General features: G+C 61.1%; 23 protein-coding genes and 1 pseudogene. 17 read left to right on the top strand and 7 right to left on the bottom strand.

Features of this window, described 5'->3' with window-relative positions; genetic code table 11:
- Window positions 1-72: 72 nt before the first annotated feature.
- The 6 genes from A3C3_RS0122830 to A3C3_RS0122805 all read left to right on the top strand — a co-directional run bounded on the left by A3C3_RS0122830 (window position 73) and on the right by A3C3_RS0122805 (window position 8,547).
- Window positions 73-1,191 (top strand): acyltransferase family protein, encoded by a 1,119-nt coding sequence (locus A3C3_RS0122830; RefSeq protein ID WP_028739918.1) that lies wholly within the window; start codon window positions 73-75, stop codon window positions 1,189-1,191.
- A gap of 3 nt (window positions 1,192-1,194) precedes the next feature.
- Window positions 1,195-1,986 carry an endo-1,3-1,4-beta-glycanase ExoK gene (exoK, locus tag A3C3_RS0122825; protein WP_022716906.1) on the top strand — a complete coding sequence of 264 codons (792 nt, stop codon included), beginning with the start codon at window positions 1,195-1,197 and terminating at the stop codon, window positions 1,984-1,986.
- A 1,282-nt stretch (window positions 1,987-3,268) separates the two neighbouring features.
- On the top strand, window positions 3,269-4,264 hold the full coding sequence (locus A3C3_RS46185; RefSeq protein WP_028739917.1) for a glycosyltransferase family 2 protein: 996 nt from the start codon (window positions 3,269-3,271) through the stop codon (window positions 4,262-4,264).
- 14 nt (window positions 4,265-4,278) lie between these two features.
- Complete coding sequence (locus A3C3_RS0122815) at window positions 4,279-5,190, top strand: glycosyltransferase family 2 protein (protein ID WP_411741257.1); 912 nt, start codon at window positions 4,279-4,281, stop codon at window positions 5,188-5,190.
- The gene (locus tag A3C3_RS0122810; RefSeq protein WP_022716903.1) at window positions 5,187-6,194 is read left to right on the top strand and encodes a glycosyltransferase family 2 protein; all 1,008 of its coding nucleotides are present in this window, start codon (window positions 5,187-5,189) and stop codon (window positions 6,192-6,194) included. Before A3C3_RS0122815 ends, A3C3_RS0122810 begins: the two co-directional genes overlap by 4 nt.
- A 4-nt stretch (window positions 6,195-6,198) precedes the next feature.
- Complete coding sequence (locus A3C3_RS0122805) at window positions 6,199-8,547, top strand: polysaccharide biosynthesis tyrosine autokinase (protein ID WP_022716902.1); 2,349 nt, start codon at window positions 6,199-6,201, stop codon at window positions 8,545-8,547.
- On the opposite strand, the gene A3C3_RS0122800 is transcribed toward A3C3_RS0122805, so the two are convergent.
- On the bottom strand, window positions 8,548-9,285 hold the full coding sequence (locus A3C3_RS0122800; protein ID WP_028739916.1) for a metallophosphoesterase family protein: 738 nt from the start codon (window positions 9,283-9,285) through the stop codon (window positions 8,548-8,550).
- Between the two features lie 224 nt (window positions 9,286-9,509).
- Between A3C3_RS0122800 and A3C3_RS0122795 the strand changes: the two genes are divergently transcribed.
- A complete protein-coding gene (locus tag A3C3_RS0122795; RefSeq protein ID WP_022716900.1) occupies window positions 9,510-10,586 on the top strand; it encodes an acyl-CoA dehydrogenase family protein in 1,077 nt (358 codons plus the stop codon).
- A gap of 1 nt (window position 10,587) precedes the next feature.
- On the opposite strand, the gene A3C3_RS0122790 is transcribed toward A3C3_RS0122795, so the two are convergent.
- Entirely contained in the window at window positions 10,588-11,055 is a 468-nt protein-coding gene (locus A3C3_RS0122790; RefSeq protein ID WP_022716899.1) for an RrF2 family transcriptional regulator, read from the bottom strand.
- A gap of 333 nt (window positions 11,056-11,388) precedes the next feature.
- Between A3C3_RS0122790 and A3C3_RS0122785 the strand changes: the two genes are divergently transcribed.
- From A3C3_RS0122785 to A3C3_RS47210, 10 genes and pseudogenes are all read left to right on the top strand, one after another.
- On the top strand, window positions 11,389-12,120 hold the full coding sequence (locus A3C3_RS0122785; RefSeq protein WP_028739915.1) for a FadR/GntR family transcriptional regulator: 732 nt from the start codon (window positions 11,389-11,391) through the stop codon (window positions 12,118-12,120).
- The gene (locus tag A3C3_RS0122780) at window positions 12,117-13,700 is read left to right on the top strand and encodes an ABC transporter substrate-binding protein (RefSeq protein WP_022716897.1); all 1,584 of its coding nucleotides are present in this window, start codon (window positions 12,117-12,119) and stop codon (window positions 13,698-13,700) included. Before A3C3_RS0122785 ends, A3C3_RS0122780 begins: the two co-directional genes overlap by 4 nt.
- Before the next feature lie 58 nt (window positions 13,701-13,758).
- The gene (locus A3C3_RS0122775; RefSeq protein WP_022716896.1) at window positions 13,759-14,718 is read left to right on the top strand and encodes an ABC transporter permease; all 960 of its coding nucleotides are present in this window, start codon (window positions 13,759-13,761) and stop codon (window positions 14,716-14,718) included.
- 3 nt (window positions 14,719-14,721) lie between these two features.
- On the top strand, window positions 14,722-15,597 hold the full coding sequence (locus A3C3_RS0122770; protein ID WP_033419765.1) for an ABC transporter permease: 876 nt from the start codon (window positions 14,722-14,724) through the stop codon (window positions 15,595-15,597).
- Between the two features lie 19 nt (window positions 15,598-15,616).
- A complete protein-coding gene (locus A3C3_RS0122765; RefSeq protein WP_022716894.1) occupies window positions 15,617-16,534 on the top strand; it encodes a dihydrodipicolinate synthase family protein in 918 nt (305 codons plus the stop codon).
- An 8-nt stretch (window positions 16,535-16,542) separates the two neighbouring features.
- Window positions 16,543-17,559 (top strand): ABC transporter ATP-binding protein, encoded by a 1,017-nt coding sequence (locus tag A3C3_RS0122760; RefSeq protein WP_028739913.1) that lies wholly within the window; start codon window positions 16,543-16,545, stop codon window positions 17,557-17,559.
- Window positions 17,560-18,513, top strand: a complete 954-nt coding sequence (locus A3C3_RS0122755) for an ABC transporter ATP-binding protein (RefSeq protein WP_022716892.1) — start codon at window positions 17,560-17,562, stop codon at window positions 18,511-18,513.
- Between the two features lie 19 nt (window positions 18,514-18,532).
- Window positions 18,533-19,471 (top strand): dihydrodipicolinate synthase family protein, encoded by a 939-nt coding sequence (locus A3C3_RS0122750; RefSeq protein WP_022716891.1) that lies wholly within the window; start codon window positions 18,533-18,535, stop codon window positions 19,469-19,471.
- Window positions 19,472-19,522: 51 nt separating this feature from the next.
- Window positions 19,523-19,804, top strand: a complete 282-nt coding sequence (locus A3C3_RS48215) for a helix-turn-helix domain-containing protein (RefSeq protein WP_051154508.1) — start codon at window positions 19,523-19,525, stop codon at window positions 19,802-19,804.
- Between the two features lie 58 nt (window positions 19,805-19,862).
- Window positions 19,863-20,050 (top strand): annotated as a pseudogene (locus A3C3_RS47210) (IS630 family transposase); the annotation flags it as partial.
- Between the two features lie 3 nt (window positions 20,051-20,053).
- Here A3C3_RS47210 and A3C3_RS0122740 read toward each other — a convergent pair.
- The 5 genes from A3C3_RS0122740 to A3C3_RS0122720 all read right to left on the bottom strand — a co-directional run bounded on the left by A3C3_RS0122740 (window position 20,054) and on the right by A3C3_RS0122720 (window position 25,255).
- Complete coding sequence (locus A3C3_RS0122740) at window positions 20,054-21,019, bottom strand: GNAT family N-acetyltransferase (protein WP_022716889.1); 966 nt, start codon at window positions 21,017-21,019, stop codon at window positions 20,054-20,056.
- Between the two features lie 168 nt (window positions 21,020-21,187).
- Window positions 21,188-22,219 carry an L-idonate 5-dehydrogenase gene (locus A3C3_RS0122735; protein WP_022716888.1) on the bottom strand — a complete coding sequence of 344 codons (1,032 nt, stop codon included), beginning with the start codon at window positions 22,217-22,219 and terminating at the stop codon, window positions 21,188-21,190.
- Between the two features lie 14 nt (window positions 22,220-22,233).
- Entirely contained in the window at window positions 22,234-23,640 is a 1,407-nt protein-coding gene (locus A3C3_RS0122730; protein ID WP_022716887.1) for a TRAP transporter large permease, read from the bottom strand.
- A 4-nt stretch (window positions 23,641-23,644) separates the two neighbouring features.
- Window positions 23,645-24,217 carry a TRAP transporter small permease gene (locus A3C3_RS0122725; protein WP_022716886.1) on the bottom strand — a complete coding sequence of 191 codons (573 nt, stop codon included), beginning with the start codon at window positions 24,215-24,217 and terminating at the stop codon, window positions 23,645-23,647.
- A gap of 63 nt (window positions 24,218-24,280) precedes the next feature.
- Window positions 24,281-25,255 (bottom strand): sialic acid TRAP transporter substrate-binding protein SiaP, encoded by a 975-nt coding sequence (locus tag A3C3_RS0122720; RefSeq protein WP_022716885.1) that lies wholly within the window; start codon window positions 25,253-25,255, stop codon window positions 24,281-24,283.
- Window positions 25,256-25,276: the final 21 nt, after the last annotated feature.

Here is a 25,276-nt window from a genome sequence, read left to right as displayed (position 1 = left end):
TCTGCGGGCTCGAGTCTGCTCTCGTTGAAACGGTCGCAAGGGGGGTGCGACCCAATAGGGGTGACTGATAACGTGAACGTTGACGCCAACGTATCCTCGCGGATCAACCTGATGCGCATCGTGCTCATTTCGGGCATTGTGTTCGTCCATATACCGTTTGACCCTGCCAATACGCCGTTCAACGGAAACTACGGTTTCTTCGACTGGCTGCGGGTCTTCCTGAGCGAAGCGCTCTTCCGTGTCGGGGTTCCCTGCCTCAGCGCGATTTCCGGCTACCTGCTGTTTCGCGGCGGGACGGAGGGCTTCAACTATGTGAAAACGGTGCGCACGAAAGCGCAGACCGTTTTCCTGCCATTTCTCATCTGGAATACGGCATTCTTCATCGCCGCGCTTGCGATGCTGAGCGTCGGCATCGGTGACGGCTATGTGGTGAGCCCGTGGACCGCATCGGTGCGTGGCCTTCTTAGTCAGCTCTTTGCGGCCGAGGAATTTCCCACCAACATCCCGCTTTACTTCCTGCGCGACCTCTTCGTCTGCATCCTGCTTTCGCCGCTGCTCGCCTGGCTCATCCGGCGCATCCCCCTGCTGACATTGTCGACATTGTTGCTGCTCGCGCTCATTCCGGAAATGTCGCTCCATATCGTGATCAAGCGCTCGATCCTCTTCAGCTTCGCTTTCGGCATCTATGCGAGCCTCTACAAGATCGACATCAAGGCGCTCGACCGCTTTGCACCACTTGGCGTGGCGCTGCTGCTTGCCGCTTCGGCGCTGCTTGCAACCGCGATCTACATGACCGGCCCATCGATGCCGGACTGGGTGGAACTATGCCGCAATGCGCTGGCAATCGGCGGGGCTGCCGGCTTCTGGATGCTCTCGGCGCCGCTAATCAAGACCCCTCTTGGCCAGCGTCTTGCAAAGACCGGAAGCTTGAGCTTCTGGATCTTCTGCGCCCATTATCCGCTGCTCGTCCTATTCTTCATGATTTGGGGAAAGACGGGCATCGGCTTCTATCCGCTCTTCTTCTGCGGCTCGCTTCTGGTGCTCTTTCCAGTGCTTGCCGTTTCCAACAGCTTTGTCCGCAACAACGCGCCGCGCCTCTACGCCGTTTTGACCGGCGGCCGGACCAAAAAGAGCTCTCAACCCGCTTCCCGCCGGGATGTCCCGGCAGAATTCGTTCCACAGCAAAGGTGAGACATGACGGCCAAAATCGCCCATGCGCGACTGCTTTGCCAGAGTTTGACGATCGGCGCCCTTATCCTCGGTGCCCTCCCCGCCCATGCCCAGCAGGCAACTGGCAAATCCTTCGTGGATGATTTCGATAAGATCGACCGCAGCTTCTGGTACGTTTCCGACGGCTGGAACAACGGCGCCCACCAGAACTGCACGTGGTCCAAGAACCAGGTGAAGGCTGAGGGCGGCATGCTGCAGCTGACCTTCGCCGAGGGTAGATCCAAGGACCGCAACTATCTCTGCGGCGAGATCCAGACGAAAAAACGCTTCAGCTACGGCACCTATGAAGCGCGGATCAAGTCTGCAACCGGCAAGGGCCTGAACTCCGCCTTCTTCACCTATATCGGCCCTGCCGATAAGCAGCAGCATGACGAAATCGACTTCGAGGTGCTCGGCAAAGACACGTCGACTGTCCAGGTGAACCAATACATCAAGGCCAAGGGCGGGAACGAAAAGCTCGTCCCCGTCGGCCAAGGCGCCGATCAGGGCTTCAATGACTATGCATTCGTCTGGGAGGCGGGCAGGCTTCGCTATTACCTGAACGGCAAGCTTGTCCAGGACGTCACCGACCCGTCCAAGATTCCCCAGAACCCGCAGAAGATCTTCTTCAGCCTCTGGGGAACGGACAAACTTTCGGACTGGATGGGCAAATTCGCCTACACCCAACCCACGACGATGGAAATCGATCGGGTGGCCTACACGGCGCCGGGTGACAAATGCCAGTTCCAGGGTTCGATCGCCTGCACGCTCAATTAAGCATTCTGAAACCGCCGAAACATTGCACAGCACACCCGAAACGGACTCCGGTACATCCGGGATAGCGCAAGGAGTATTGATGCTCAAAGTCCTCTATCTGGCGCATGATCTGGCCGATCCTGCCGTGCGGCGCCGCGTGCTGATGTTGACCGAAGGCGGCGCCTCGGTGACGCTTTCCGGATTCCGGCGCGGCGAGAACGCGCTTGCCGCCGTCAACGGTCTCACGCCGATCGAACTTGGCCGGACCGTCGATGCCAAATTCGGCCAGCGCATGGGCGCTGTCGCAAAGGCGGTCGTCGGCCTGCGGGGCCTGCTGAATGGTGTCGAACGGCCGGACGTGATCATCGGGCGCAATCTGGAAGCGCTGGCAGTCGCCGAACGAGCCAGCCACCTCTTCGGCGGCGTGCCGATCGTCTACGAATGCCTCGATATCCATCGCCTTCTGGTGAATGACGGCATAACCGGCAGGGCAGTGCGCCGTGCTGAAGCCTATTTCGGGCGAGATGCGAAACTGATCCTGACGAGTTCGCCCGCCTTCATCGCGAACTACTTCGTTCCGCGCTCGGCTCTCAAGGCGCCGATCATGCTTGTCGAGAACAAGGTGCTCGCGCTGAACGGCATGCCGGAAGCAACCCCGCTCCGCTTGCCGCCGAATGAGGGCGAGCCCTGGAAGATTGGCTGGTTCGGGGCGCTCCGCTGCCGCAAGTCGTTGCAACTGCTTGCCGATTTCTCCAGACGGATGAACGGTCGCGTCCGCATCGTGCTGCGCGGCCGGCCGGCTTATTCCGAATTCGAGGATTTCGACGCCTTCGTCGCCAATGAACCCTACCTGAGCTTCGAGGGGCCATACAAGAACCCGGAAGACCTGCCGACGATCTACAGCGACGTTCACTTCTCCTGGGCGATCGACTTCTTCGAGGAAGGCCTCAATTCGAGCTGGCTGCTTCCCAACCGGATCTATGAAGGTTGCCTCCATGGCAGCGTCCCCATTGCGCTCGCAGGCACCGAGACGGCTCGTTTCCTCTCCCGCAAGGATATCGGCCTGACGCTGCACGACGCGTCTGTCGAAAGCCTCGAAGCCCTCTTCGAGGGCCTCGCCGGTGAACGTTACGCCACACTCGCTGCGGCAGTCGCCGCCGAGGATCGGAAGAGCTGGCTCGCCGACCGCAGCGATTGCCGCGCCTTGGTCGACAATCTGTCCCGCCTTGTACCGTCCGACGCCGAAGCGCACGCGGCCGCTGCCTCTAACCCCGCAACCGCAGTTCCAGAAGGGTCGACTGCAATGAAGCCTGATGCTTGTTCCAGCGTCGCCAGCCTTATCATCATTCCTTGCCTGAACGAGGCAAGGCACATCAAACCCTTGATCGAAAAACTTGGCCCGGCGCTTGATCAGTTGAACGCCCGCATCGTCGTCGCAGACGGCGGAAGCACCGACGGCACGCGTGAGATCGTCGGCCGCATCAGCGAAACCGACCCGCGCGTCATTCTTCTCGACAATCCCCGCCGCATCCAGAGCGCAGCCATCAATCTCGCGGTCAAGACCTTCGGCCGCGATTACGAATACCTGATCCGGATCGACGCCCACGGCGATTATCCGGCGGATTACTGCCAGCGGCTCGTCGAAGAGGCCGAGCTTACTCAGGCGGATTCGGTCGTCGTCGCCATGGAGACGATCGGGTTTGGCATTTTCCAGAAGGCCACAGCTTTCGCGCAGAACTCCAAACTCGGCAATGGCGGCTCGAAGCATCGCGAGGGAGCCAAGGGCCATTGGACCGATCACGGCCACCATGCGCTGATGCGCATCGCAGCCTTCGATACCGTCGGCGGCTACGATGAAACATTCAGCCATAATGAGGACGCGGAATTGGATTACCGTCTGAAAAAGGCGGGCTTTGGCATCTGGATGACCGACAAGACACGGATGATCTATTATCCACGATCAACCGTTGGAACGCTTTTCCGGCAATATCTCGGCTATGGCCGGGGCCGTGCGAAGAACATCCTGAAGCACGGCAGCATGCCGAACCTTCGCCAGATGCTGCCGCTCGCGGTGGTGCCGGTCTTTATCGGCGCGTTTCTGGCCGTTCTGAGCTGGATTGCGGTCATTCCGTTCAGCCTCTGGGCCGTCGCCTGCGTCGGCTACGGTTTCTGGATGGCGGTCGGCCAGCGCAATCCATATGGGCCGCTTGCCGCGATCTCGGCCATGGTGATGCATTTTGCCTGGTCGGCCGGTTTCTGGATGGAGCTCCTGAGCTTCCGCAACCGCAAGGCGTCTTGATGAAGGACCAACGCATGCAGATCGATATCGGCGTTTGCACCTATCGCCGCGCCTCGTTGGATGAGGCGCTGCTTTCGCTTGGCGTGCTTGCGGTTCCTGAAGACGTCATCCTGCGCATCATCGTTGCCGACAACGATGTGACGGCGAGCGCGCAGGAACGCGTCGACGCGCTGCGCTCGACGATCCCGCACGAGATCGTCTATGTGCACTGCCCGGCATCGAACATCTCGATTGCCCGCAACGCCTGCCTCGAAAATGCCAAGGGCGATTTCCTGGCCTTCATCGACGACGACGAGGATGCCTCGGAAAACTGGCTGGTGGAACTGCTGAATGCGGCGAAAAAGACCGGCGCCGATGCGATCCTCGGCCCGGTCCGCAGCGTCTATGCATCGACCGCTCCTGCCTGGATGCGCGAAGGTGATTTTCATTCGACGCTGCCGGTCTGGGTGGGCGAGGAAATCCGCACGGGCTATACCTGCAACGTGCTGCTCCGTCTCGGCTCCGAACATGTGAAGGGCCGCCGCTTCAACCTGGCGCTTGGAAAGACGGGCGGCGAAGACACCGAATTCTTCAGCCATATGCACCGGGACGGAGGACGCATCGCCTATGCTCCCGAAGCGCATGTCTATGAGGCGGTGCCGGAAAAACGGGCGGAGCTTTCATGGCTCGCAAAACGCCGTTTCCGTTTCGGCCAGACCCATGGACGTCTATTGCAGGAGAGGTATCGGGGTCTTAACCGCCTGAAACAGATCGGACTTGCCACCGCGAAGGCCGGTTATTGCCTGGGCGTGGCGCTCGTCTGCATCCTGGTGCCCGTTCCACGCTATCGCTACGCACTTCGCGGCACGATGCATCTCGGCGTCGTCAGCGGCCTGCTCGGCGTGCGCGAGATTCGCCAATATGGCGCAGCAGAGGGAACTGCATGACGAAAGAACTGCCGGACATCAGTTTCATCATGGCTGCTTATAACGCAGCCGAAACGCTTTCGAAGGCGATCGAAAGCGCGCTGGCGCAGACCGGCGTGACCGTCGAGGTCATTGTTGCAGACGATTGCTCGGGCGATGACACGCGCGAGGTGGCCAGCAGCTATTCGGACAGGAATGTCCGTCTGCTCGCGCTCGAAACCAACGGTGGTCCGGCCGCAGCGCGCAACGCAGCCATTGCCGCGGCAACGGGCCGGTGGCTTGCCGTACTCGATTCCGACGATGCGATCGAGCCGGGGCGGCTGGCCAGGCTGATTGCCCGCGCCGAAAAAGGTGGTGCGCAGATCGCGGTCGACAATCTGCGGGTGATCCGCGCCGACGGCACGCCGCCGGAAACCATGTTCTCCGAAAGCGCGCTGGCAGCCATGCCGGAACTGACGCTGGCCGATTTCATTCGCTCCAATGCGCTTTTCCAGACCACGCATAACTTTGGTTATCTCAAGCCTGTTTTCGAACGAGCCTTCATCGAGCGGCACGCACTGCGCTTCGACGAAAATCTGCGGATCGGCGAGGACTATGTATTCCTCGCCTCCGCACTGGCGCTTGGCGCGCGGTGCGTGGTCGAGCCTGTTGCCGGCTATGACTACCATATCCGCGAGGGTTCCATCTCCCGGGTGCTCGAACTCCGGCATATCGAGGCGATGATGGAGGGAGACAGGGTCTTCCTTGGCAAGCACACGCTCGATGTGCAGGCCTCCTCTGCGCAGAAATTCCGGACACGCAGCCTGCGGCAGGCGAGATCGTTCCTTCTCCTTGTCGACAGCATGAAGAACAGATCGATCTCCGGCACGATCAAGGCGGCATGGAGCGATCCGATTGCGCTGCGCCACCTCAAGATGCCGATCGCTGTCCGCATCAACAGATTGGCCGCGGCATTGCGCAATCTCGCCGGCCTCAAGACAGACATTCCAACGTTCGGCGGCGCGCCGCGCTCGCCCAAAGGATGACCTCATGAATCAACGAAACCTGACCCTGCACAGCACGGTACCGAAAGCGTCCGACGATTCCGACAGCTTCATCGATATCGATCGGCTGATTGCGATCCTGTTTCGCCGCGCCGGTTCGATCGCGCTTTGCGTCGTCGCGTTCGTGGCGCTTGCTGCCATCTATCTGATCCTTTCGACACCCGTCTACACATCGCTGACGCAGATCCTGCTCGATGACAGCATGACCAAATATGCAGAGGATGAGGCGCCTGCCGCCAGTTCCCAGCAGGTGGATATGCAGATCGCGAGCGCCGTCGAGATTCTGAAGTCGAACGAGTTGGCACTCGCCGTCGTCGATGCTCAAAACCTCTCCGAGAACGACACCATCCTCGATCCCGGTCAGGGACCTGTCGAACTGGTGAAATCCGGCGTGAAACTCATTGCCAGCGCCCTGACACCGGGCGGCCCGCCGGCCTCGGAGGAGAATGCCCGCAATGGCCGCCGTCAGAAGGCTGCGGCCATGCTGCAGCAGGCGCTGTCGGTGGAACGCGTTTCCCGCAGTTCTGTGATCGCCGTCGCCTTCCGCTCGACGGACCAGATGCTGGCGGCAAGGGTCACGAAGGCCTATGCCGACGCCTATCTGAACGACCAGCTCAACGCGAATTTCGACGCAACGGAACGCGCCTCCGTCTGGTTGCAGGAACGTCTTGCCGACCTGCGCGACCGTTCGCAACAGGCTGCGCTCGAAGTTGCAAAGTTCAAGACCGAAAACGGCCTGACGTCGGCAAACGGCGAACTGATGTCCGAGCAGCAGCTTGCCGACCTCAACAAGCAGCTCATCGTCGCGCAGGCTGATGCCGCCAGCGCCTCGGCCCGTTACAACCAGTTCAAGTCGATTGTCGATCAGGGTCCGGAAGGTGCGGTCAACAACGCCGCAATTTCCTCCGGCCAGACCGACAATTCCGTGATCCAGGACCTGCGCACACGTTACATCGGGGTCACCCGCCGCGAGCAGGAGATCACCACCAATTTCGGTGCCGACCATCCGCAGGCCGTGCAGCTGCGCACGGAAAAGGAAGACCTGACGCGTCAGATCTTCCAGGAACTCCAGCAGCTTACCTCCAGCTACCGCAATGAGTTCGAGGTCGCGAAATCGCGTCAGGAGTCGCTGCAGGAAAACATCCGGCATCTGACCGGAAAGAACTCGGAATCCGACAAGTCGATCGTCAAGCTCAACGATCTCGAACAGCGGGCAACCGCGCTGAAGACGCTTTATGAAGCCTATCTCGGCCGTTACGAGGAGGCAGCACAGCAACAGTCCTTCCCGATCGCCAAGGCGCGTGTGATTTCCGAAGCCGGTATCCCGACGTCGCCGTCGAGCCCCAAGAAGACGATGACGCTCGGTCTGGCGATCGTCCTTGGCCTGATGGCTGGCGGCGCGTTGACGGCATTCCAGGAATTCCGCGAGCGCTTCTTCCGCGTCGAGGGTGACGTTCGCTCTATCCTGGGCCTGAAGTTCCTCGGCTATCTGCCGCTGGTCGGCAAATTGCCGAAGGAGCGCAAGGTTTTCCAACCGCGCAAGACCCCGCTACCTCAGCCCGCAGAAGTGCCAGAAGACGGCGCGAGTTTCGAGCGCATCATGCGGATCGTTCTCGAAGCGCCCCGCTCGGTCTTTGCCGAGACGCTACGCAACGCCAAGCTTGCAAGCGACGTCATGTTCCAGGGCAAGAGCGACCGCGTCATCGGCGTCGTCTCCGCCCTTCCCGGCGAAGGCAAGTCGACGACCGCCGCGAACTTTGCAGCACTGCTTGCCTCCAGCGGCAAGCGCACGTTGCTGATCGACGCCGACCTTCGCAACCCGGGCCTGACGCGCATGCTGAAGACCCCGCCCCAGCATGGTCTGGTCGAAGCGGTGCTTGGCGACGTACCGTGGGCAAGCGCAGTCAGGGTCGACAGCCGCACCAAGCTTGCAATCCTGCCGGTCGTTTCGAATGACAACCTGATGCACACCAGCGAGCTCCTTGCCTCGCAGGGCATGTTCAATTTGATGGAAAACGCCCGCAAGATGTTCGACTACATCGTCGTCGACCTTGCACCGCTCGGCCCGGTTATCGACGCGAAGGCCTTCGCGCCGCAGGTCGATGGCTTCCTGTTCGTGACGGAATGGGGCCAGACGCCGACCAACATGGTCCGCGATATCGTGAATGCCGAACCGCAGATCAAGCAGAAGATCCTCGGCGTCATCCTCAACAAGACGGATATGACCGAACTCGCCAAATTCAGCAATTTCGGCGGAACGGAACGCTACCACCACAAATATGTCAGCTACTACACGGAGGAACTTCCCCCAAAGCGGCAGTCTGCCGAAGCCTGATCAGGTGGAGAAGAGGTGAACCCGGCCCCGCCACAGGCGGGCGACGGTCAGCCTCCCGCTCTTGAAGGCCCGTGTGTCCAGATTGAGCCGTCGCGGCTGGACGTCCGGCTCGCTGCAGGGCGTATGGCCATGAACGACAAGCTTCGGCAGCGCGATGCCGCTGTCGAGGAACCGCTCGCGGATGAAGACGAGGTCCTCGTCGCTCTGCTTCTCGATCGTAAAATTTGGGTCGATGCCGGCATGGACGAACAAAACGTCCGGCGTATCGACGAGGATCGGCAGCGCCCGCATGAAATCGATATGCTGGCGCGGCAGCGATTGGCGGATGAAGCCGTCAAGCTTCGAAGCCGTCGGAAAGATCAGCGGCAGATGCTCGGCGTCGAGACCATAGGAGCGCAGCAGTGAATCGGCGCCCATGCGCATCCATTCGGAAAACGAAATCTTCCCGTCGATATAGTCGAGCATCATGATTTCGTGGTTGCCAGTCAGGCAGATGCGGTCGAAACCTTCCGGCACCGGCCCCATCAGATGCGAGATCACCTGCGCAGATGACGGGCCGCGGTCGATGTAATCGCCAAGCATGATGATGAGCTTGCGCCCGGGCAGGCGTGCTGCATCCCGCACGATCGTATATTCGGCCATCTGCAGCAGATCATGCCGCCCATGGATGTCGCCGACGGCATAGATCGGCCTGTCGCCGGGATCGAGCTGAAGGCGTTGCCGGGCGGGCGATAGCATCATGGGAACCTCTTGGTCATCTTCAATGGATGAGCCATAATCAATCCTGTGCCTGACTGAAAGCTGCGCGGTTGAGAATTGAAGGGTTTGTGGGATGTTCAGGCATGGCCATCTCTATCAAGCTGGTAAGAAAATTCAAACCACACCGACTTTGTAGAAAAACCGGCCTTATCATCCCGGTTGTGATCCGTCACTCCTATCGTCATCAAACAAGAGTACGATTGATGGGAACCGTATCGCAATTTCACGACCGGGCGCGACCGGTCGCACAGCGCATCGAAAGCGAGGAAGAGGCGATAAACACAGCGCGCACCCTTGCCGCCGCCTTTCAGCGGCAGTCGAGCGAGCGCGACATCAATCGCATCCTACCCTATCAGGAAATCGACGCCCTCTCGCAATCCGGCCTCGGCGCGATCACCGTTCCGCCCGAATATGAAGGACTGGACATTGCCAATTCGCTGCTCGCCGAAATCGTTGCGATCATCGCTGAAGGCGATCCCTCGATCGGCGAGTTTCTCGAAGTCCATTTTACAGTCCTCGACGGATTTCGGCAGCAGGCGGGCGAAGAGCTGCAGCGCGCCCTCTTTGCGCGAGTCCTTGCCGGCGATCGTTTTGCCGCGGCCGCTTTTGCGGATGCTGCCGCAGTCAGTTCCCGGGGTCTTGGGTATCGACTGATTGGCCGCAGCACGTCTTTGCCGGCGGTGCTCTTTGCCGATTGGATCGCGGTCGGCCATGATCAGACCACGCTTTACCTTTCCTCAGACAGCGAAGGCCTTCAACTTGTCGACGATTGGGACGGCCTTGGCCAGCGCACCAACGGCACAGCCGCCATCGTGGCCAGCGACTTGCATGTCAACGCGGATGCAGTCGCGCTTGTCGCGCACGCGCCATCGGCGATCGGCGAATTGCTGCATGCGGCCGTGGATCTCGGGATCGCGCGTGCGGTTCTTTGCGCCGATGCCGGGGCAGCACAGGCAAACAACATTGGCAAGCTCGCGGTCGGCATAGAGACGGTAGCCGCGCTTCTGGAAAGGGCGGGCCGTAAGCTCGACATCGCGCAGATCAATATGAGCGGCCCGGCGGCCGAAGATGCCTTTTTCTCCGCTAGTGCCGCGCGCGCCGTCGCAAGTCAGCTGGCAATAGATGCCTCGAACCTGATTTTCGAACTGGCGGGGGAAAACACCGCGAGTATCGGCCTCAATCTCGACCGGCATTGGCGGAACGCCCGCATCCGCGCGCTGAAAACATCCGCCGATGTTCTTCATCAGCGCGCCGCCCATCATGTGCGTAAGGATCGCTAGATCAGCCCGCCGCGAAAACCGGCGACGTCTCGTCGTCTGCATCGCTAAGCTTGCCGCCCTTCGCGACGAATTGCTCGAGCGTCATGTTGTCGAGGATATCGGCGATCGCATCCCGCACTTCGGTCATCGAGCGGCGCACATGACAGGTTTCCGGATCTGAACAGTCGTCGCAGGCTTCATAAGCCGTGCGGCTTGCGCAGCGAATGGGAGCGAGCGGCCCGTCAAGCGTGCGGATGACATGGCCGATGCGGATCTCCGACGCCGGCCTCGACAGCGAATAGCCGCCGCCCGGCCCCTTCTTGGAGCGAAGGATGCCGACGTTGCGCAGTTCCAGAAGGATCGTATCGAGGAACTTTTTCGGGATATTGTTGCGTGCGGCGACATCGTTGATGAAGGCGGTTTCTCCCGGCGCCAGACGCGCCAGATCAACCAGTGCCTTCAATCCGTATTTTCCCTTTTTCGTCAGCATTTTCGATCGCCCCGCAGATTCGCGCGCCGCTTTCCTTTATCCATGCAAATAGCGCCGAAAGCATGAACGCACAATAAATAGCTATTATTTATATAGGTTAAGTTCAACTTTCTGGCTCTCCCCAAAAATCATGATCTTGCCTTAAGATTTTCGGCGGAATCATCGGCCGATCGGGACGAACGGTCACGCCGGGCTCTCCGAACGATTTCAACAACAATGGATGCAACCGATGCCGATTTACTCAAGGCGCGACCGCTCTATGTCCAATTGACAGATATCCTACAAGTGGATATGTCTATCATATTCCTGAACTCATGCATGAACGAGAACGGCATGACGCTTAAGACGATGAAGCCTCTGACGCGGGCGCCTCTGCTGCACGTCTCGGTGCAGGAGAGCCTTCGCGCCTATATCGCCGACAACGGCCTTGCGCCCGGAACGCTGCTGCCAGCCGAGGGAGAGCTTGCAAGCCAACTCGGCGTCAGCCGCAATTCGCTCCGCGAGGGCATCAAGGCGCTGGAGTCCCTTGGCGTTCTGGAATCGCGGCGCGGTGTCGGCATCTTCGTCAAGGCTTTCTCCTTCGAGCCGCTGCTCGACAATCTGGCTTATGGCCTCGGCGGCGCGCTTCGCCAGATCGAGGAGGTCCTTGAGATCCGCCGCACGCTCGAAGTCGGCCTCATCGGCAAGACGCTGGAGATGATCAGCGATGAGGATATCGCCGAGCTGCGTGCCACGGCAAACAGCATGCGCCTCCATGCCGAGCGCGGCGAATCCTTCGCGGAAGACGACCAGCTATTCCACCGCCTGCTTTTCCGCTGCCAGAACAACGAGACGCTCGTGCGGCTGATCGATGTTTTCTGGCTGGCTTTTTACAAGGCGTCCGACTTCGTCAATCTCGACAATGTCGATCCCATGGCCACCTGGAGGGACCACGAGGCGATCGTCGATGCTGTGGAAGCAAAGAACCTGGAGGAAGCGCGCATACGGCTGGATCGCCATTATGCCGGCATCTCCCGGGTGATCGCAAACAACAAGACAAGTTCAAATGTGGGAGGAACACAATGAAACGACTGTCCAGACTATCGGCCATCGCGCTCGCCGCGATGATGGCAACGACCGCCATGCCAGCCTTCACAGCGCCGGCTGAAGCGGCAACGCTTTCCGGCGGCTTTGACGTCGGCCCAGGCGGATTTCAGGGTAATTTCAATCCGCTGGCCGCGACCGCCGGCTTCACCTGGCTCAGCATCTATTATGAGCCGCTCGTCGCTTATGACGAGAAGCTGCAGAAGGTCGTCGGCGTGCTTGCCTCGTCTTATGAGGTGAGCGACGACCAGAAGACCTACACCTTCAAGCTCGCGGATGCGAAGTGGCATGACGGCAAGTCCTTCACGGCAAAGGATGCGAAATTCACCATTGAACTGGCGACGAATGCCAAGACGGGCTCGGTGCTTGCCGCGCGCCTCAAGCCGGTTTCGGCGGTCGAGGCACCCGATGACCATACGCTCGTCGTCAAGCTGAGCGCACCGAGCGCCAGTATCCTGGATACGATGACCAAGGTGATGATGCTGCCCGAGCACGCGCTCGCCTCCATCCCCGCCGACCAGCTTGCAAAGAGCACCTGGTGGTCGACGTCGCCGATCGGTACTGGCCCGTTCAAGTTCACCAAATACGTCACCGATCAATATGTCGAGCTCGCTGCCAACATCGATTATCGCGGCGGCAAGCCGGCGCTGGAAAAGGTGATCAATCGATATTTCGCCGATCCGGCGGCAGCAATCGCCGCCCTCCGGTCCGGTGAAATCCAGTTCACCTACGTCGATTCCAATGATGTGCCGACCTTCAAGGACGACAAGTCCTTCAAGGTCATCGAAGGCAATTCCTTCGTCGTCAACTATCTGGGCTTCAACCACGATTCGCCGATCTGGAAGGATGTTCGCGTCCGTCAGGCGGTGATGTATGCCATCAATCGCGACGCCATCATAAAGAGCCTTTACGGCGGCGCTGCGACGCCGGCCAATTGCGCCTATATTGCCGATCGGCTGGTGCCGAAGGATATCGAAGCCTACGCCTACGATCCGCAAAAGGCCAAGGAACTGCTCACGGAAGCCGGCTGGGATCAGATCAACGGCGCCAAGCCGATCACGCTTTTGACCTACTACACGACGCCGCTTGCGACCAACGTGCTCGCGGCCGTGCAGGCGATGCTCGCCCAGGTCGGCATCAATGTCGTGCCGCGCGCCGTCGATGCGCCGACCTACAACAGCATCGTGCTGAAGGCAGATGCCGACATCTCGCAGTTCCAGATGGTCTATGCCGGCCTGCAAAACGGCCCGGATGCCGGCAGCATCAATCCCGGCCTCAACGAAAAGCAGATTCCGCCGGCAGGCCCGAACGTCGTGCGCGCCCGCATGCCGGATCTGACCTCAGCGCTCGATGCTGCCCTTGCCGAAACCGACAGCAGCAAGCGCGATGCCCGCTATCAGCAGGTCTGCAAGGTGATGAACACCGAGTTGCCCTGGGGAACACTCTGGGTCGCGAACCGCTACGGCGTGGTGTCGACGAAGGTCAAGGATTTCGTCTGGACGCCGGCCCCAGGCGGCGGGCCATACCAGGCCAATCCGCAGCAGTGGTCGATCGCCGAATAAGGCGCTCTTCTCGAACGATCGAGGGTGGCTTCGGCCACCCTCACGGAATGGATTTCCAATGCTCAGATACAGCCTCCGGCGCGTGATCATCGGAATGGGCATGCTCCTTGCCTTGAGCGCGCTGATCTTCCTGCTGTTGCGCCTTGCCCCCGGCGATCCGATCGATGCCTATATCGATCCCAACATCCCAATGTCGTCGTCTGATCTTGCTGAATTGCGCAGCCGGCTCGGGCTCGACCAGCCTTTGCCGGTTCAGTATCTCGCATGGCTTCAGCAGGCGCTGGCGGGCAATCTCGGCTATTCGATCAAGCGGCTGGACCAGCCGGTCCTTAGCCTCGTGCTTTCGCGCATCGGCCCGACGGTGCTCCTAATGGGCACCGCGCTGGCAATTTCGATCGTCGCCGGGATTGCGATCGGCGTCATCAGCGCCGTGCGGCGCAATTCCGTCGCCGACATTTCCTTTTCGGTCTTCGCGCTTGCCGGCATTTCCAGCCCGGCCTTTCTGAGCGCGCTCATCGGGCTTTACATTTTTTCCGTCCGGCTGAACTGGACGCCATCGGGCGGCATGCTGACGCCGGGCGAGGCGTTCTCAGTCCTCGATCTCCTGCGGCATCTGATCCTGCCTGCAGCACTGCTCGCCATCGCCCAGGCTGCCTTGATCATGCGCTACATGCGCGCCTCGATGCTCGAAGTCCTCAACCAGGATTATGTGCGCACCGCCCGCGCCAAAGGCGTCGTCGAATTCTGGGTCATCACCAAGCATGCTCTCAGAAACGCGCTGCTGCCCGTCGTCACGCTGATCGGTTCGACCATCGGCCTTGCGATCGGCGGGGCGATCTTCATCGAAAGCGTCTTCAACTGGCCGGGCATGGGCCTGCTGCTCGTCGATGCCGTGGAGACGCGCGACTATCCCGTCATCATGGGTGCGACGCTCATCATCGGCACCTGCGTCATCATCGTCAATCTGCTGACCGATATCGCCTATGCGGTCGTCGATCCGCGCATCAAGGTGGGCTGAGTGATGCTGGCCCGCACCGAAACCCGCAGCCCCGGCCCTCTCGCCCGCGCCTTTGACCGCTTCCTTCTCAACCGGGCAGCCGTCTTCGGGCTATGCGTCGCAATCCCGATGCTGGCGATCATCCTCTCCTATCCGCTCTGGTGGCCTTTCCTGCCGAACGACATCGATCTTCTGGCGATGAACAGCGGCCCGACCGCGACGCATTGGTTCGGCACGGACGGCGTTGGCCGCGATGTCTTTGCCCGGGTTCTGGAGGGCGGCCGCATCTCGCTTCTGGTCGCCGTCGCCTCGACTGCGATCTCTGCGATGATCGGTTTCCTCTTCGGCGCCGTCTCCGCCCTGGCCGGCCGTTGGGCTGATGCGCTTTCGATGCGCTTCGTCGACCTGGTAATGACGCTGCCGCCCGTCATCTTCCTGCTCGTGCTCGCCTCGATTGCCGGTACCGGCATCTGGCCGACGGTGCTGGTGATCTCGCTGCTCTCCTGGCCGCTGCTTGCCCGCATGATCCGCTCGCGACTGCTGGAACTGCGCGAACGCGATTTCGTCCTGGCGGCACGCGGCATGGGTGCCGGCCTGCCGCACCTGCTCTTTCGTCATGGCCTGCCGAATTCGATCGATATCCTGATGGTCTATGCGACGCTGCAGATCGCCAATGCCATTCTTCTCGAGGCCGGCCTCTCCTTCCTCGGGCTCGGCATTGCGCCGCCGGCTGCAAGCTGGGGCAATATGTTGAATGCCGCCCGCTCCACCGCAGTTCTCGAACAATATCCATGGCAATGGCTCTTCCCCGGTGGGGCGCTGGTCCTTGCCGTGCTTGCGATCAATTTCATTGGCGATGGCCTGAGGGACGCCTTCGACCCTCGCGCCGAATTAAACTGACAATCGAAAGAAAGCGAAAATGAGCAAATTCAAGGGTGTGGTTCCTCCTGTCGTAACGCCGCTGAACCCGGATTTCACCGTCGACTATCCCTCCTATACGCGCGTTCTGGAGCACCTGATCGGCGCCGGCTGCCACGGGGTCTTCGTGCTCGGTTCGACGAGCGAGGTGGTCTTTCACGACGACAAGACGCGGCGCGAGATCATCGAACATTCGGCGAAGGTGGTGAACGGCCGCGTGCCGCTCATCGTCGGCACCATCGATCCGACGACCGATCGGGTCATTTCGCATGCGAAGATCGCAAAGGCAGCGGGTGCTGACGCCGTTGTCGTAACAGCGCCCTTCTACACCGTTACCAGCCAGTCCGAGATCCTCGACCACTTCCGCTATATCCGCGACGCCGTTGATGTGCCGCTCATCGCCTATGACATTCCCGTCTGCGTCAACATCAAGCTGCAACGCCAAACGACGGTGACGCTCGCCAAGGAAGGTACGATCATCGGCTTGAAGGATTCGAGCGGCGACGACGGCAATTTCCGCTATGCGCTTCTGGATCTCGCCGCGCACAAGGACATCTTCCTGATGACAGGCTCGGAAGTCGTTGTTGATACCGCGTTGCTGATGGGGGCCCACGGCGTCGTTCCCGGCATCGCCAATGTCGACCCGCACGGTTATGTCCGCCTTTGGGATGCGGCGCAGCGCGGCGACTGGACGGCGGCGAAGAAGGAGCAGGAACGTCTTTGCCGGCTCTTTGAAATCGTCTGGGTCGCGCAGGGCCGTGTCAGCGGCGGCGCCTCGGGCATCGGCGCCTTCAAGACCGCCATGAAGCGGCTTGGCATCATCGACACCGCCTTCATGCCGCGTCCGCGTGCTCCCCTCGACGAAGCCGAGACCGCCAAGATCGACGAGATCCTGCGTGCGACCGGGCTGCTTGGCTGATGATCGCCATGCAACAGACCGCCGATCCCATTCTCGACATTCGCGGACTGCGGACGATCTTTCGCATCCGCGGCGGCGAGGTGACGGCGGTCAACGGCATCGACCTGACCGTCGCCGCCGGCGAGACGCTGGCACTCGTCGGCGAATCCGGCTCGGGCAAGTCGGTAACGAGCCTTTCGGTCATGCGGCTGCTGACGCGCAATATCGGCGCGATCGCCGCCGGCAGCATTCGCCTGAAGCGGAAGAGCGGTACCGTCGAAGACCTCGTGCTGCTTGACGAGAAGGACATGCGAAAGGTCCGCGGCGACGATATCGGCATGGTGTTTCAGGAGCCGATGTCGAGCCTCAATCCCGTCTTCACCATCGGCGACCAGATATCGGAGCCGATCCGCATTCATCGCGGGGCGGACCGGAAGGCCGCGATGAATGCGGCCATTGCCCTGCTCGAAAGCGTTGGCATTCCCGATGCGAAGCGCCGTGCTGGCCAATATCCGCATGAACTTTCCGGCGGCATGCGCCAGCGCGCGACGATCGCCATGGCGCTCGCTTGCGATCCGGCGCTGCTGATTGCCGACGAGCCGACGACGGCGCTCGACGTGACGATCCAGGCGCAGATCCTCGACCTGCTCTTGAAGCTGCAGCGCGAGCGCGGCATGGCGATGCTCTTCGTCACCCATAATCTCGGCGTCGTCGCGGAAATCGCCCACCGCGTCGCGGTCATGTATGCCGGACGGATCGTCGAGCAGGGGCCGGTCGGCGAGGTTTTCCGCCATCCGAGGCATCCCTATACGATCGGCCTTCTCGCCTCGATGCCGCGGCTCGGCGACGCAACCCGCATGAAGCTCGCCGGCGAAAAGCTCGCCGCCATTCCCGGCATGGTGCCGAGCCTGATGAAAATGCCGCACGGCTGCGCCTTCTCGCCTCGATGCAAGTTCGCCATAGACGCGTGCCGCGCGGCTGTCCCGCCGCTCGAAGACGTCAATCCGCAGCATCGAAGCCGCTGCATCCGCTGGCGGGAGATTTAGATGAACGAGCCTTTGCTTTCCGTTCGCGGTCTCGCGAAACATTATACGTCGCGCGGCACGGAACTTACGATCCTGCAGGATATCTCCTTCGATATCGGCAAGGGCGAGGTCGTCGGCCTCGTCGGCGAGTCCGGCAGCGGCAAGACGACGATCGGTCGCTCGGTGCTGCGGCTGGTCGAGCCCTCCTCCGGAAGCGTGCGTTTTGACGGAACCGAACTCACCGAGCTGTCCGCCTCCGCCATGCGGCGCACGCGGCCGCGCATGCAGTATATTTTCCAGGACCCCTATGCCAGCCTCTCGCCGCGCATGACGATCGGCGAAATCCTGACGGAGGGGCTGAAGATCCAGGGCATCGGAAAGCGCGAGGAAAGGCTCGACCGGGCCCGGTCCGCCCTCGAACAGGTCGATCTTCCGGCCGACGCGCTCAATCGCTATGCGCATGAATTTTCCGGCGGGCAGCGCCAACGCATCGGTATTGCCCGCGCCTTGACGCTGTCGCCGGAATTCATCGTTGCCGACGAGCCCGTTTCGGCGCTCGACGTCTCCATCCAGGCGCAGGTCATCAACCTGCTGCGCGATCTGCAGCAGCGCCTTGGCCTCACGATGCTGTTCATTTCGCATGACCTGGCGGTGGTCGAATATATCTGCGACCGCGTGATCGTGCTTTATCTCGGGCGGATCATGGAGATCGCAACGAGCGCCGATCTCTATGCCAGGCCGCAGCATCCTTATACCCGCGCCCTTCTCTCGGCGATCCCCTCGCCTGACCCGGATGCCCGGCGTAACCGGCAGATATTGAAGGGCGACATTCCAAGCCCCGCCAATCCGCCAAGCGGCTGCGTCTTCCGGACGCGCTGTCCAAAGGCGCTGGATGCCTGCGCCCGGACCGTGCCGGAACTGCGCGAAGTGGCCCCTGGGCATTTCAAGGCCTGCATTCGAGACGACCTGGATTGATCGGCAGAAGGAGCATTCGGTGACAGCGAAAAGGCGGCATCCGATCGGCGGGAACTGGGCAAGCCTACTTTTGCCGATCGAGACAGACGACAGCATTAATTTCGATAAGCTCGGCGAGGAAATCGATATTCTGATCGCAGCCGGCGTCGACGGCATTTATTCGAACGGCACGGCGGGCGAATTCCACAACCAGACCGAAGCGGAATTCGACCGCATCCAGTCCATGCTGGCCGAGCGTTGCACGAAAGCCGGAATGCCCTTCGTCATCGGCGCATGCCAACCGGATGCGATGATCCAGCTGGACCGCGTCCGGCGTGCAGCCTCCTTCAGGCCGCTTGCCATACAGGTGATCCTGCCGGACTGGTGGCCGGTCAATGATCTCGAAGCTGCCGATTTCCTGGCGAGGGCATCCAAGGTCGCCGCCGGGATTGCGCTGATCCTCTACAATCCGCCGCATGCCAAACGCGTTCTGACGCCCGGGGAGCTTGCAAATATCTGCATCCCCTGCCCTCATATCGTCGGCATCAAGCTTTCCGATGGCGGCGCGGACTGGTATGGCGAAGCGCGGACATACCTCCAGGAATTCTCGCTCTTCGTACCCGGCCATCATCTGGCGACCGGCATGAGTAAAGGCGTGGCTGCAGGCGCTTTTTCCAACGTCGCCTGCCTCAGCCCGCGCGGCGCGCAGCGATGGACCGATCTGATTGAGACCGACCTCGAGGCGGCATTGGACACGGAACGCCGGATCTGCCGATTCATGGACGAACATATCGTCCCCTTCCGCCAGAAGGCCGGTTATTCGAATGCCGCGCTCGATAAACTGCTGAGCGCAATCGGCAATTGGGGACCTGTCGGAACTCGGCTGCGGTGGCCCTACCGCGCCATCGACGAGACGGAGGCGGCGCGGCTCAGCAAGATCGCGCGCAAGCAGCTGGGCGAGCTCTTTTTTGCTCCCTAGTGCTGCGCCTGACGGAAGAGTCCGATCTGGGATTCCTTTTGGCCAGCGTGCATGCGAGGCTGTGGCATGCGCACTGGCATTTCCATCACTCTTACCCCCTCCGACCGGCAGCGCCTTGAGGCTGTCGCCAGCAACCGGAACACGGCTCAACACGTCTGGCGGGCAGTTGTCGTGCTGCTGAGCGCCGATGGCGTCTGCACCACCGAGGTCGTGCGCCGGACCGGCACCTCTAAGACCTGCGTCCGGCGCTGGCAGAAGCGCTCATGCAGGAAGGTGTCGACGGCCTGCTGCGCGACAAGACTCGCCCTCCCGGATCAAGCCGCTTGGCCCTGATATGGCCGAGCGGGTAGTCAACCTGACGCTTTCTGACCCACCGGTCGAGGCAACCACTGAAGGCTTCTTCGCCAAGCTGACCTGCCAGCGGCTCAAGCGCGGCGTCTTCCGTTCGGTGGTCGATCTCAGGGGGCCATCAACCGGTACGTCACTGAAACCAATGCGCGTCCCAAGCCTTTCACCTGGACGGCTGATCCGGATGAAATCATCGCTGCCGTAAGGCGTGGGCACCAAGCGTTAGATTCCACCCTAGCGCCAGTCGTCGAGCACGAAGACGCCAGCGCGACTGTAACCCGGCTCATTGGGCCTGTGCATCGTCACCCCTTGGATTTCGGTTCGAAAGCCACGCCCGACCAAGTGCCGGTACGCCTCGTGGCGGGCCATGTTCACCCCGGCCAGCAGCTTGGGCATCCCCTCCGCTACGGCAAGCGCCTCGCAGGCATGCAACAAGCTGTCGAAGGTCTCCCCAGCCGCCGATCCTGGACGCACGGTCCCGAACTTGATGAAGCAAGCACCGTCGCCTGCTTCGCTGCGCGGCCCATGGTGGCACACGGCAAAACCGTCCAAGCCCGCACCCGCCATATCGCCGAGCAGGACCGTCTCCCCAAGCTCCTGCGCCTCCACGGCCTGGATTTCCGCCCCCAGGTCGAGCCCGTCGTAAAGGGCGCCGGTCAGGTCACGGCAGGACTTCAGGCATTCCACTCTCTGCTCCTCTGTCAGATCGGAATACCGCGACCAGCGCACCGGCTCGGTCTGGTTGTGACGGACCGGCGCCGACATGATGGCCGTGAGGAAACGAGCCCAGTAGCCGTACTTCTGGTACAGGCCCACGTGCTTGGCGCTCTGGGCGAAGGTGAACAGGCCTGCATGCCGCGTGCCCCATTCATCGAAGCTCGCCGTGACGGCCTCGACGAGCCGCGCGCCGATGCCCCGGTCCCAAAGGTCGGGGCGGATCGTCAACGGTCCGAAGAAGCCGACGCTGCCCCAGCGGGTTGCGAAGTTGGAGCCCACCAGTTCACCGCCCACCTCCGCGGCGAAGGCGGCGACGTAGGGCGCCTGCCAGCGGCCGCGTACGTAGTCGCGGTCGGACCAGAACGTCTCTGGTTCGGGTGCTCCCAAGAAGGTGCCAAAGGCCAGCCGGAAAATTCTTTCGGCTTCCGGCAGATCGGTCTCGGCCAGCGCCCGGATGGCTACGCTCGGTGCAGCCGTTCCCATATCGCCCTCCCTGGTTCGCTAAGGTATGCAGCGCCCGATGCCCTGCCCAAGGGCGCTGCGGTCGGGCTGGATTTTACTCTTCTCCAGAGGAACAGTCACGTCGCATGGGAGATGTCGGCCACCGGATCGGTCCTCTGGCGTTTGGAACCATCCGTCAGGCTTCTGCCACTAGAACACCAGCTGCACCTTGCACGCAGCCGAGCGGTCGCCGGCCTGTTCGAAAGCCTCCAAAGCGCGTTCGAGCGGAAAGCTGTGGCTGATGATCGGACGGATGTCGATCTGCCGGCTGGCGATCAATGCCACCGCATCTTTAAATTCGCCGTGAAAGCGTTGCGAACCGTGGATATGCAGTTCCTTGCCGACCAGGGCGTTGAGCGGAATGGCGATGTCACCGGTCACGCCCACCTGCACGATCGTGCCGCGCGGCTTGACCGACGCGATCGCAAAGCGGATTGCCGGTGCTGCGGCTGAGCATTCGAATGCAAGGTCGAAATAGCCTTTGCCGGCTTCGTAGGCTGCGAGCGCACCCTGATCTTTTGCATTGATCGTTTTGTCCGCTCCCATTGCGCTTGCGCGCTTGAGTGCTGCGTCAGCGAGGTCGGTGACGACGATTTCCGCAGCCTGATGATAACGAGCCGCGGCAACGGCAAGGCATCCTATCGGGCCGGCGCCGGTGATCAGCACCTTTTTTCCCGCGATATCGCCCGCGCGTGACGCCGCATGCAGGCAGACGGCGAGCGGTTCGGCGCATGCCGCTTCGGCCGCACTGACATGTCCGGAAACAGCAACGCATTGCACCGCCGGCACGACCAGCCACTGGCGAAACATGCCTTGCTCATGGGGAAGCCGCATGGCGCTTCCCATAAAGCGCATGTCGAGGCAGTGGATCGGCTGCCCGCGCTTGCAATATTCGCACGATCCGCACGGCTGGCTCGGATTGACGGCGACCAGGGTGCCCTCAGGCAGGGCCACTCCGGCGCCCGCCGTCTCGAGGAATCCCGACGCCTCGTGTCCGGGAATGATCGGCTCGCGCACGCGCACCGGCCCAAAGCCGCCGTCCTGGTAGTAATGCAGGTCTGAGCCGCAGATTCCTGCAGCCGCCACACGCAAGAGCACTTCGCCTTCGCCCGGTTCCCGCACGGAGCCTGCCTCGACCCTCAGGTCCCGCGCTCCGTAAAGCCGGGCAAATCGCGTCTGCATAAGCTTTCTCCCCATTACTTCAGCAACCCGAGTTGCTGCGGCAGCCAAAGCGAGACCGATGGGATAAAGGTGATCAGGATCAGTGCGACGAACAGCGGAACGAGCCAGGGCAGGATCGCCATGGTCGTGCGCTCGACGGAGAGCTTTGCCACCCGCGAAAGGACGAACAATACCATTCCGAGTGGCGGATGCAGCAGCCCGATCATCAAATTGAGCGTCATGATCAGGCCGAACTGCACGGGATCGATCTGGAACTGCGTCACGATCGGCAGCAGGATCGGAACAAGGATGGTGATCGCCGCGATTGTATCCAGGAAGCAGCCGACGAAAAGCATCAGCAAATTGACGAGGATCAGGAAAACCCACTTGTTGTCGGTGATCGAAAGGATCGCCGTCGACAATAGCTGTGCGGCCTGGCTGACCGTCAGCAGCCAGGCAAAGACCGAGGCCGCAGTGACGATGAAGAGAACCGAGGCTGTGGTCTCGATCGTATCGAAGCTCGCCTTGGCGAGCGTCGAGAGCGTCATGGTGCGGTAGCGCACCAGCCCCAGAAAAAGCGACCAGAGCACAGCCGCGACTGCCGCTTCCGTCGGCGTAAACCAGCCCATTGTCATGCCGCCGATGAGAATGACCGGCGTCATCAGGGCCATGACGGCAGAAAAGGAGAAATACCAGTCCAGTGCCAGAAGCGCGGCAAGCGCGATGCCGGCCGACACGTTCATCGACAAGCCGGCAAGCATCATGAGGTAGATCGCGACGGGAACGAGCAGCACCACGACGATTTCCAGCGACGCCGATAGAAGCTGCCTGACATCGAAGGGTGCGTCCGAACCCCAGCTCCGCGCATAGGCGAATGCGGCAACGGTCACCATCATCAGAACAGTCATGACGATGCCGGGCAGAATGCCGGCCATGAACAGGGCGCCGATCGAGACGTTCGCCATCATGCCGTAGATGACAAAGGGCAGAGACGGCGGGAAGATCGGGCCGAGCGTTGCCGAAGCCGCGGTGACACCGACGGCTGCTTCAACCGGGTAGCCGTGGTCCTTCATTGCCTTGATCTCGATGGTGCCGATCCCGGCGGCATCCGCAAGCGCGGTTCCGGACATGCCGGAGAAGATGACAGAGCCGATGATGTTGACCTGCGCGAGGCCACCCTTCATCCAGCCGACGAGGGCGACCGCAAACGAGTAGATACGTCCGGTCACCCCTGCCGAATTCATTAGGTTGCCGGCGAGAATGAAGAAGGGAACGGCAAGCAGCGGAAAGCTCTCGACGCCGGCGATCATTCGCTGGGCGACGATGATGTCGGGCGCGACGCCGTAAAGAACGATATAGAGCACCGAGGCGGTCGCCATCGAGATCGCGACGGGCACGCCGATGACCATCAGCAGGAGAAACGAGCCGACAAGCAGGAGCATGTGATCAATCCTCGATTTTCTGGAATTCCTCGGGCCGCTCCAGAACGGAGTAGCCGCGGCGCATATTGGCAACGAAGACCAGGATGGCGCGCAGCAGCATCAGGACGAATGCGGCAAAGACGCTGTAAAAAACGATGTTGCGCGGCAGCGCGATGGTTACCATCTCCTCCCCGGCGACAATCTGCACATAACGCCACATCAGATGGCAGGCGTAGGCAAAGAAGCCGATACGGACGACATCGACGAAGCTGGCAAGGATCCTCGCCATCCGCTGCGGCATGTAGTGGTAGAACACGTCCACCTGGATGTGGCGCGAGGTGCGCACGCACATGACCGAACCGAGGAAGACGACGCCGATCAAGCAGTTGATGGCGATCTCTTCCGTCCAGGCATAGCTGTCGTTCAATACATAGCGCGTAAAGAACTGCAGAAAGACGCAGCCGGCCATGAGCCAGAAGACGATCAGCGTGATCCAGTCCTCCGGGGCATAATCCGAGGCTTTTGCGGTCGGAGCCGCGCCTTCGAACGTATGGGCAATCTCGTCTGGGGTGATCTGGGTGTGGACTTCTTGCGACATGGGGAACGTCCGTTTTCGCCGGAAAGGAGGATGCGGCGCTCAATGGCGCCGCATTCTTTGCGATTATTGGATAGCGCGGATGGCTTCCCAGTCGGTCTTTTCGTAGCCGAAATCCTCGAAGGCCACCTTCTCGGCAACTGCCTTCTCGAAGTCGGCCTTGTCGACTTCCGTCACGTTGAGCCCCTTCTCCTTGAAGGTGGCGATGAGGCCCTTTTCCCGTCCTTCGATTGTCTTCGTGGTGCGCTCTGCAGCTTCCCGCATCACGGTCTCGAAGATTGTCTTGTCCTCGGCAGAAAGGCTCGACCACAGGGTCTTGGAAACCACGGTGTTCAGATGATCGACGATATGGCCGGTCAGGATGATGTTCTTCTGAACTTCGTAGAACTTCTTCGCCTCAATCGTCGTCAGCGGATTTTCCTGTGCCTCGACCGTGCCGTTCTGAAGCGCAAGATAGACCTCGGCAAAGGCGATCGGCGTCGTGTTTGCGCCGCAGGCGCGCGGCATGGCGAGATAGGCCGGAACGTCGGGAACGCGGATTTTGAGACCCTGCATGTCGGCGCATTTGGCGATCGGCTTGTTCGAGGTCGTCTGGCGCGTGCCGTAATAGCTGACGGCAGCAATATGGTTGCCGGTCTTGTCTTCGTAGCCCTGGGCAAGGCGCTTGAAGACATCGCTTTTGGTGTAGGCGATCAGATGTTCGGGGCCGCGGAAGATATAGGGATAGTAGGTGACGCCGATCGGCTTGTAATCGCGGGCGGCAAAGCTCGAGCCGGAAATGATGATATCGACGGTGCCGAGCTTCAGTCCCTGGTTGATGTCTGCTTCCTTGCCAAGCTGTGACGCGGGATAGACCTCGATCTTGTAGCGCCCGCCGGTGCGCTTGTTGATCTCCTCGGATGCCCAGACCGAATCCGTGTGGAAGGGTTCGGACGTTTCATAAACATGGGCCCATTTCAGGACCGTCTGTGCATGTGCGACCACCGTCGTCGCCATGATGGCGGCTGCGGTGCAAACTATCGTAGCCAGTCTGATCTTCATCGCTCTTTCCTCCCGAGCTTG

It is taken from the genome of Rhizobium mongolense USDA 1844, from assembly GCF_000419765.1.
GTDB classification, from domain to species: Bacteria; Pseudomonadota; Alphaproteobacteria; order Rhizobiales; family Rhizobiaceae; genus Rhizobium; species Rhizobium mongolense.
The sequence above is the reverse complement of the archived record's forward strand: the minus strand, read 5'-3'. Positions and strand labels throughout refer to the sequence as shown.

Coding starts and splice junctions, on each gene's coding strand:
- A3C3_RS0122735 (WP_022716888.1), bottom strand. CDS start 22,219: ATGCAGACGCGATTTGCCCGGCTTTACGGAGCGCGGGACCTGAGGGTC.
- A3C3_RS0122795 (WP_022716900.1), top strand. CDS start 9,510: ATGGGAACCGTATCGCAATTTCACGACCGGGCGCGACCGGTCGCACAG.
- A3C3_RS0122780 (WP_022716897.1), top strand. CDS start 12,117: ATGAAACGACTGTCCAGACTATCGGCCATCGCGCTCGCCGCGATGATG.
- A3C3_RS0122790 (WP_022716899.1), bottom strand. CDS start 11,055: ATGCTGACGAAAAAGGGAAAATACGGATTGAAGGCACTGGTTGATCTG.
- exoK (WP_022716906.1), top strand. CDS start 1,195: ATGACGGCCAAAATCGCCCATGCGCGACTGCTTTGCCAGAGTTTGACG.
- A3C3_RS0122730 (WP_022716887.1), bottom strand. CDS start 23,640: ATGCTCCTGCTTGTCGGCTCGTTTCTCCTGCTGATGGTCATCGGCGTG.
- A3C3_RS0122740 (WP_022716889.1), bottom strand. CDS start 21,019: ATGGGAACGGCTGCACCGAGCGTAGCCATCCGGGCGCTGGCCGAGACC.
- A3C3_RS0122755 (WP_022716892.1), top strand. CDS start 17,560: ATGAACGAGCCTTTGCTTTCCGTTCGCGGTCTCGCGAAACATTATACG.
- A3C3_RS0122725 (WP_022716886.1), bottom strand. CDS start 24,217: ATGTCGCAAGAAGTCCACACCCAGATCACCCCAGACGAGATTGCCCAT.
- A3C3_RS0122800 (WP_028739916.1), bottom strand. CDS start 9,285: ATGCTATCGCCCGCCCGGCAACGCCTTCAGCTCGATCCCGGCGACAGG.
- A3C3_RS48215 (WP_051154508.1), top strand. CDS start 19,523: ATGCGAGGCTGTGGCATGCGCACTGGCATTTCCATCACTCTTACCCCC.
- A3C3_RS0122770 (WP_033419765.1), top strand. CDS start 14,722: ATGCTGGCCCGCACCGAAACCCGCAGCCCCGGCCCTCTCGCCCGCGCC.
- A3C3_RS0122785 (WP_028739915.1), top strand. CDS start 11,389: ATGACGCTTAAGACGATGAAGCCTCTGACGCGGGCGCCTCTGCTGCAC.
- A3C3_RS0122815 (WP_411741257.1), top strand. CDS start 4,279: ATGCAGATCGATATCGGCGTTTGCACCTATCGCCGCGCCTCGTTGGAT.
- A3C3_RS0122805 (WP_022716902.1), top strand. CDS start 6,199: ATGAATCAACGAAACCTGACCCTGCACAGCACGGTACCGAAAGCGTCC.
- A3C3_RS0122775 (WP_022716896.1), top strand. CDS start 13,759: ATGCTCAGATACAGCCTCCGGCGCGTGATCATCGGAATGGGCATGCTC.
- A3C3_RS0122765 (WP_022716894.1), top strand. CDS start 15,617: ATGAGCAAATTCAAGGGTGTGGTTCCTCCTGTCGTAACGCCGCTGAAC.
- A3C3_RS0122720 (WP_022716885.1), bottom strand. CDS start 25,255: ATGAAGATCAGACTGGCTACGATAGTTTGCACCGCAGCCGCCATCATG.
- A3C3_RS0122810 (WP_022716903.1), top strand. CDS start 5,187: ATGACGAAAGAACTGCCGGACATCAGTTTCATCATGGCTGCTTATAAC.
- A3C3_RS0122760 (WP_028739913.1), top strand. CDS start 16,543: ATGCAACAGACCGCCGATCCCATTCTCGACATTCGCGGACTGCGGACG.
- A3C3_RS46185 (WP_028739917.1), top strand. CDS start 3,269: ATGAAGCCTGATGCTTGTTCCAGCGTCGCCAGCCTTATCATCATTCCT.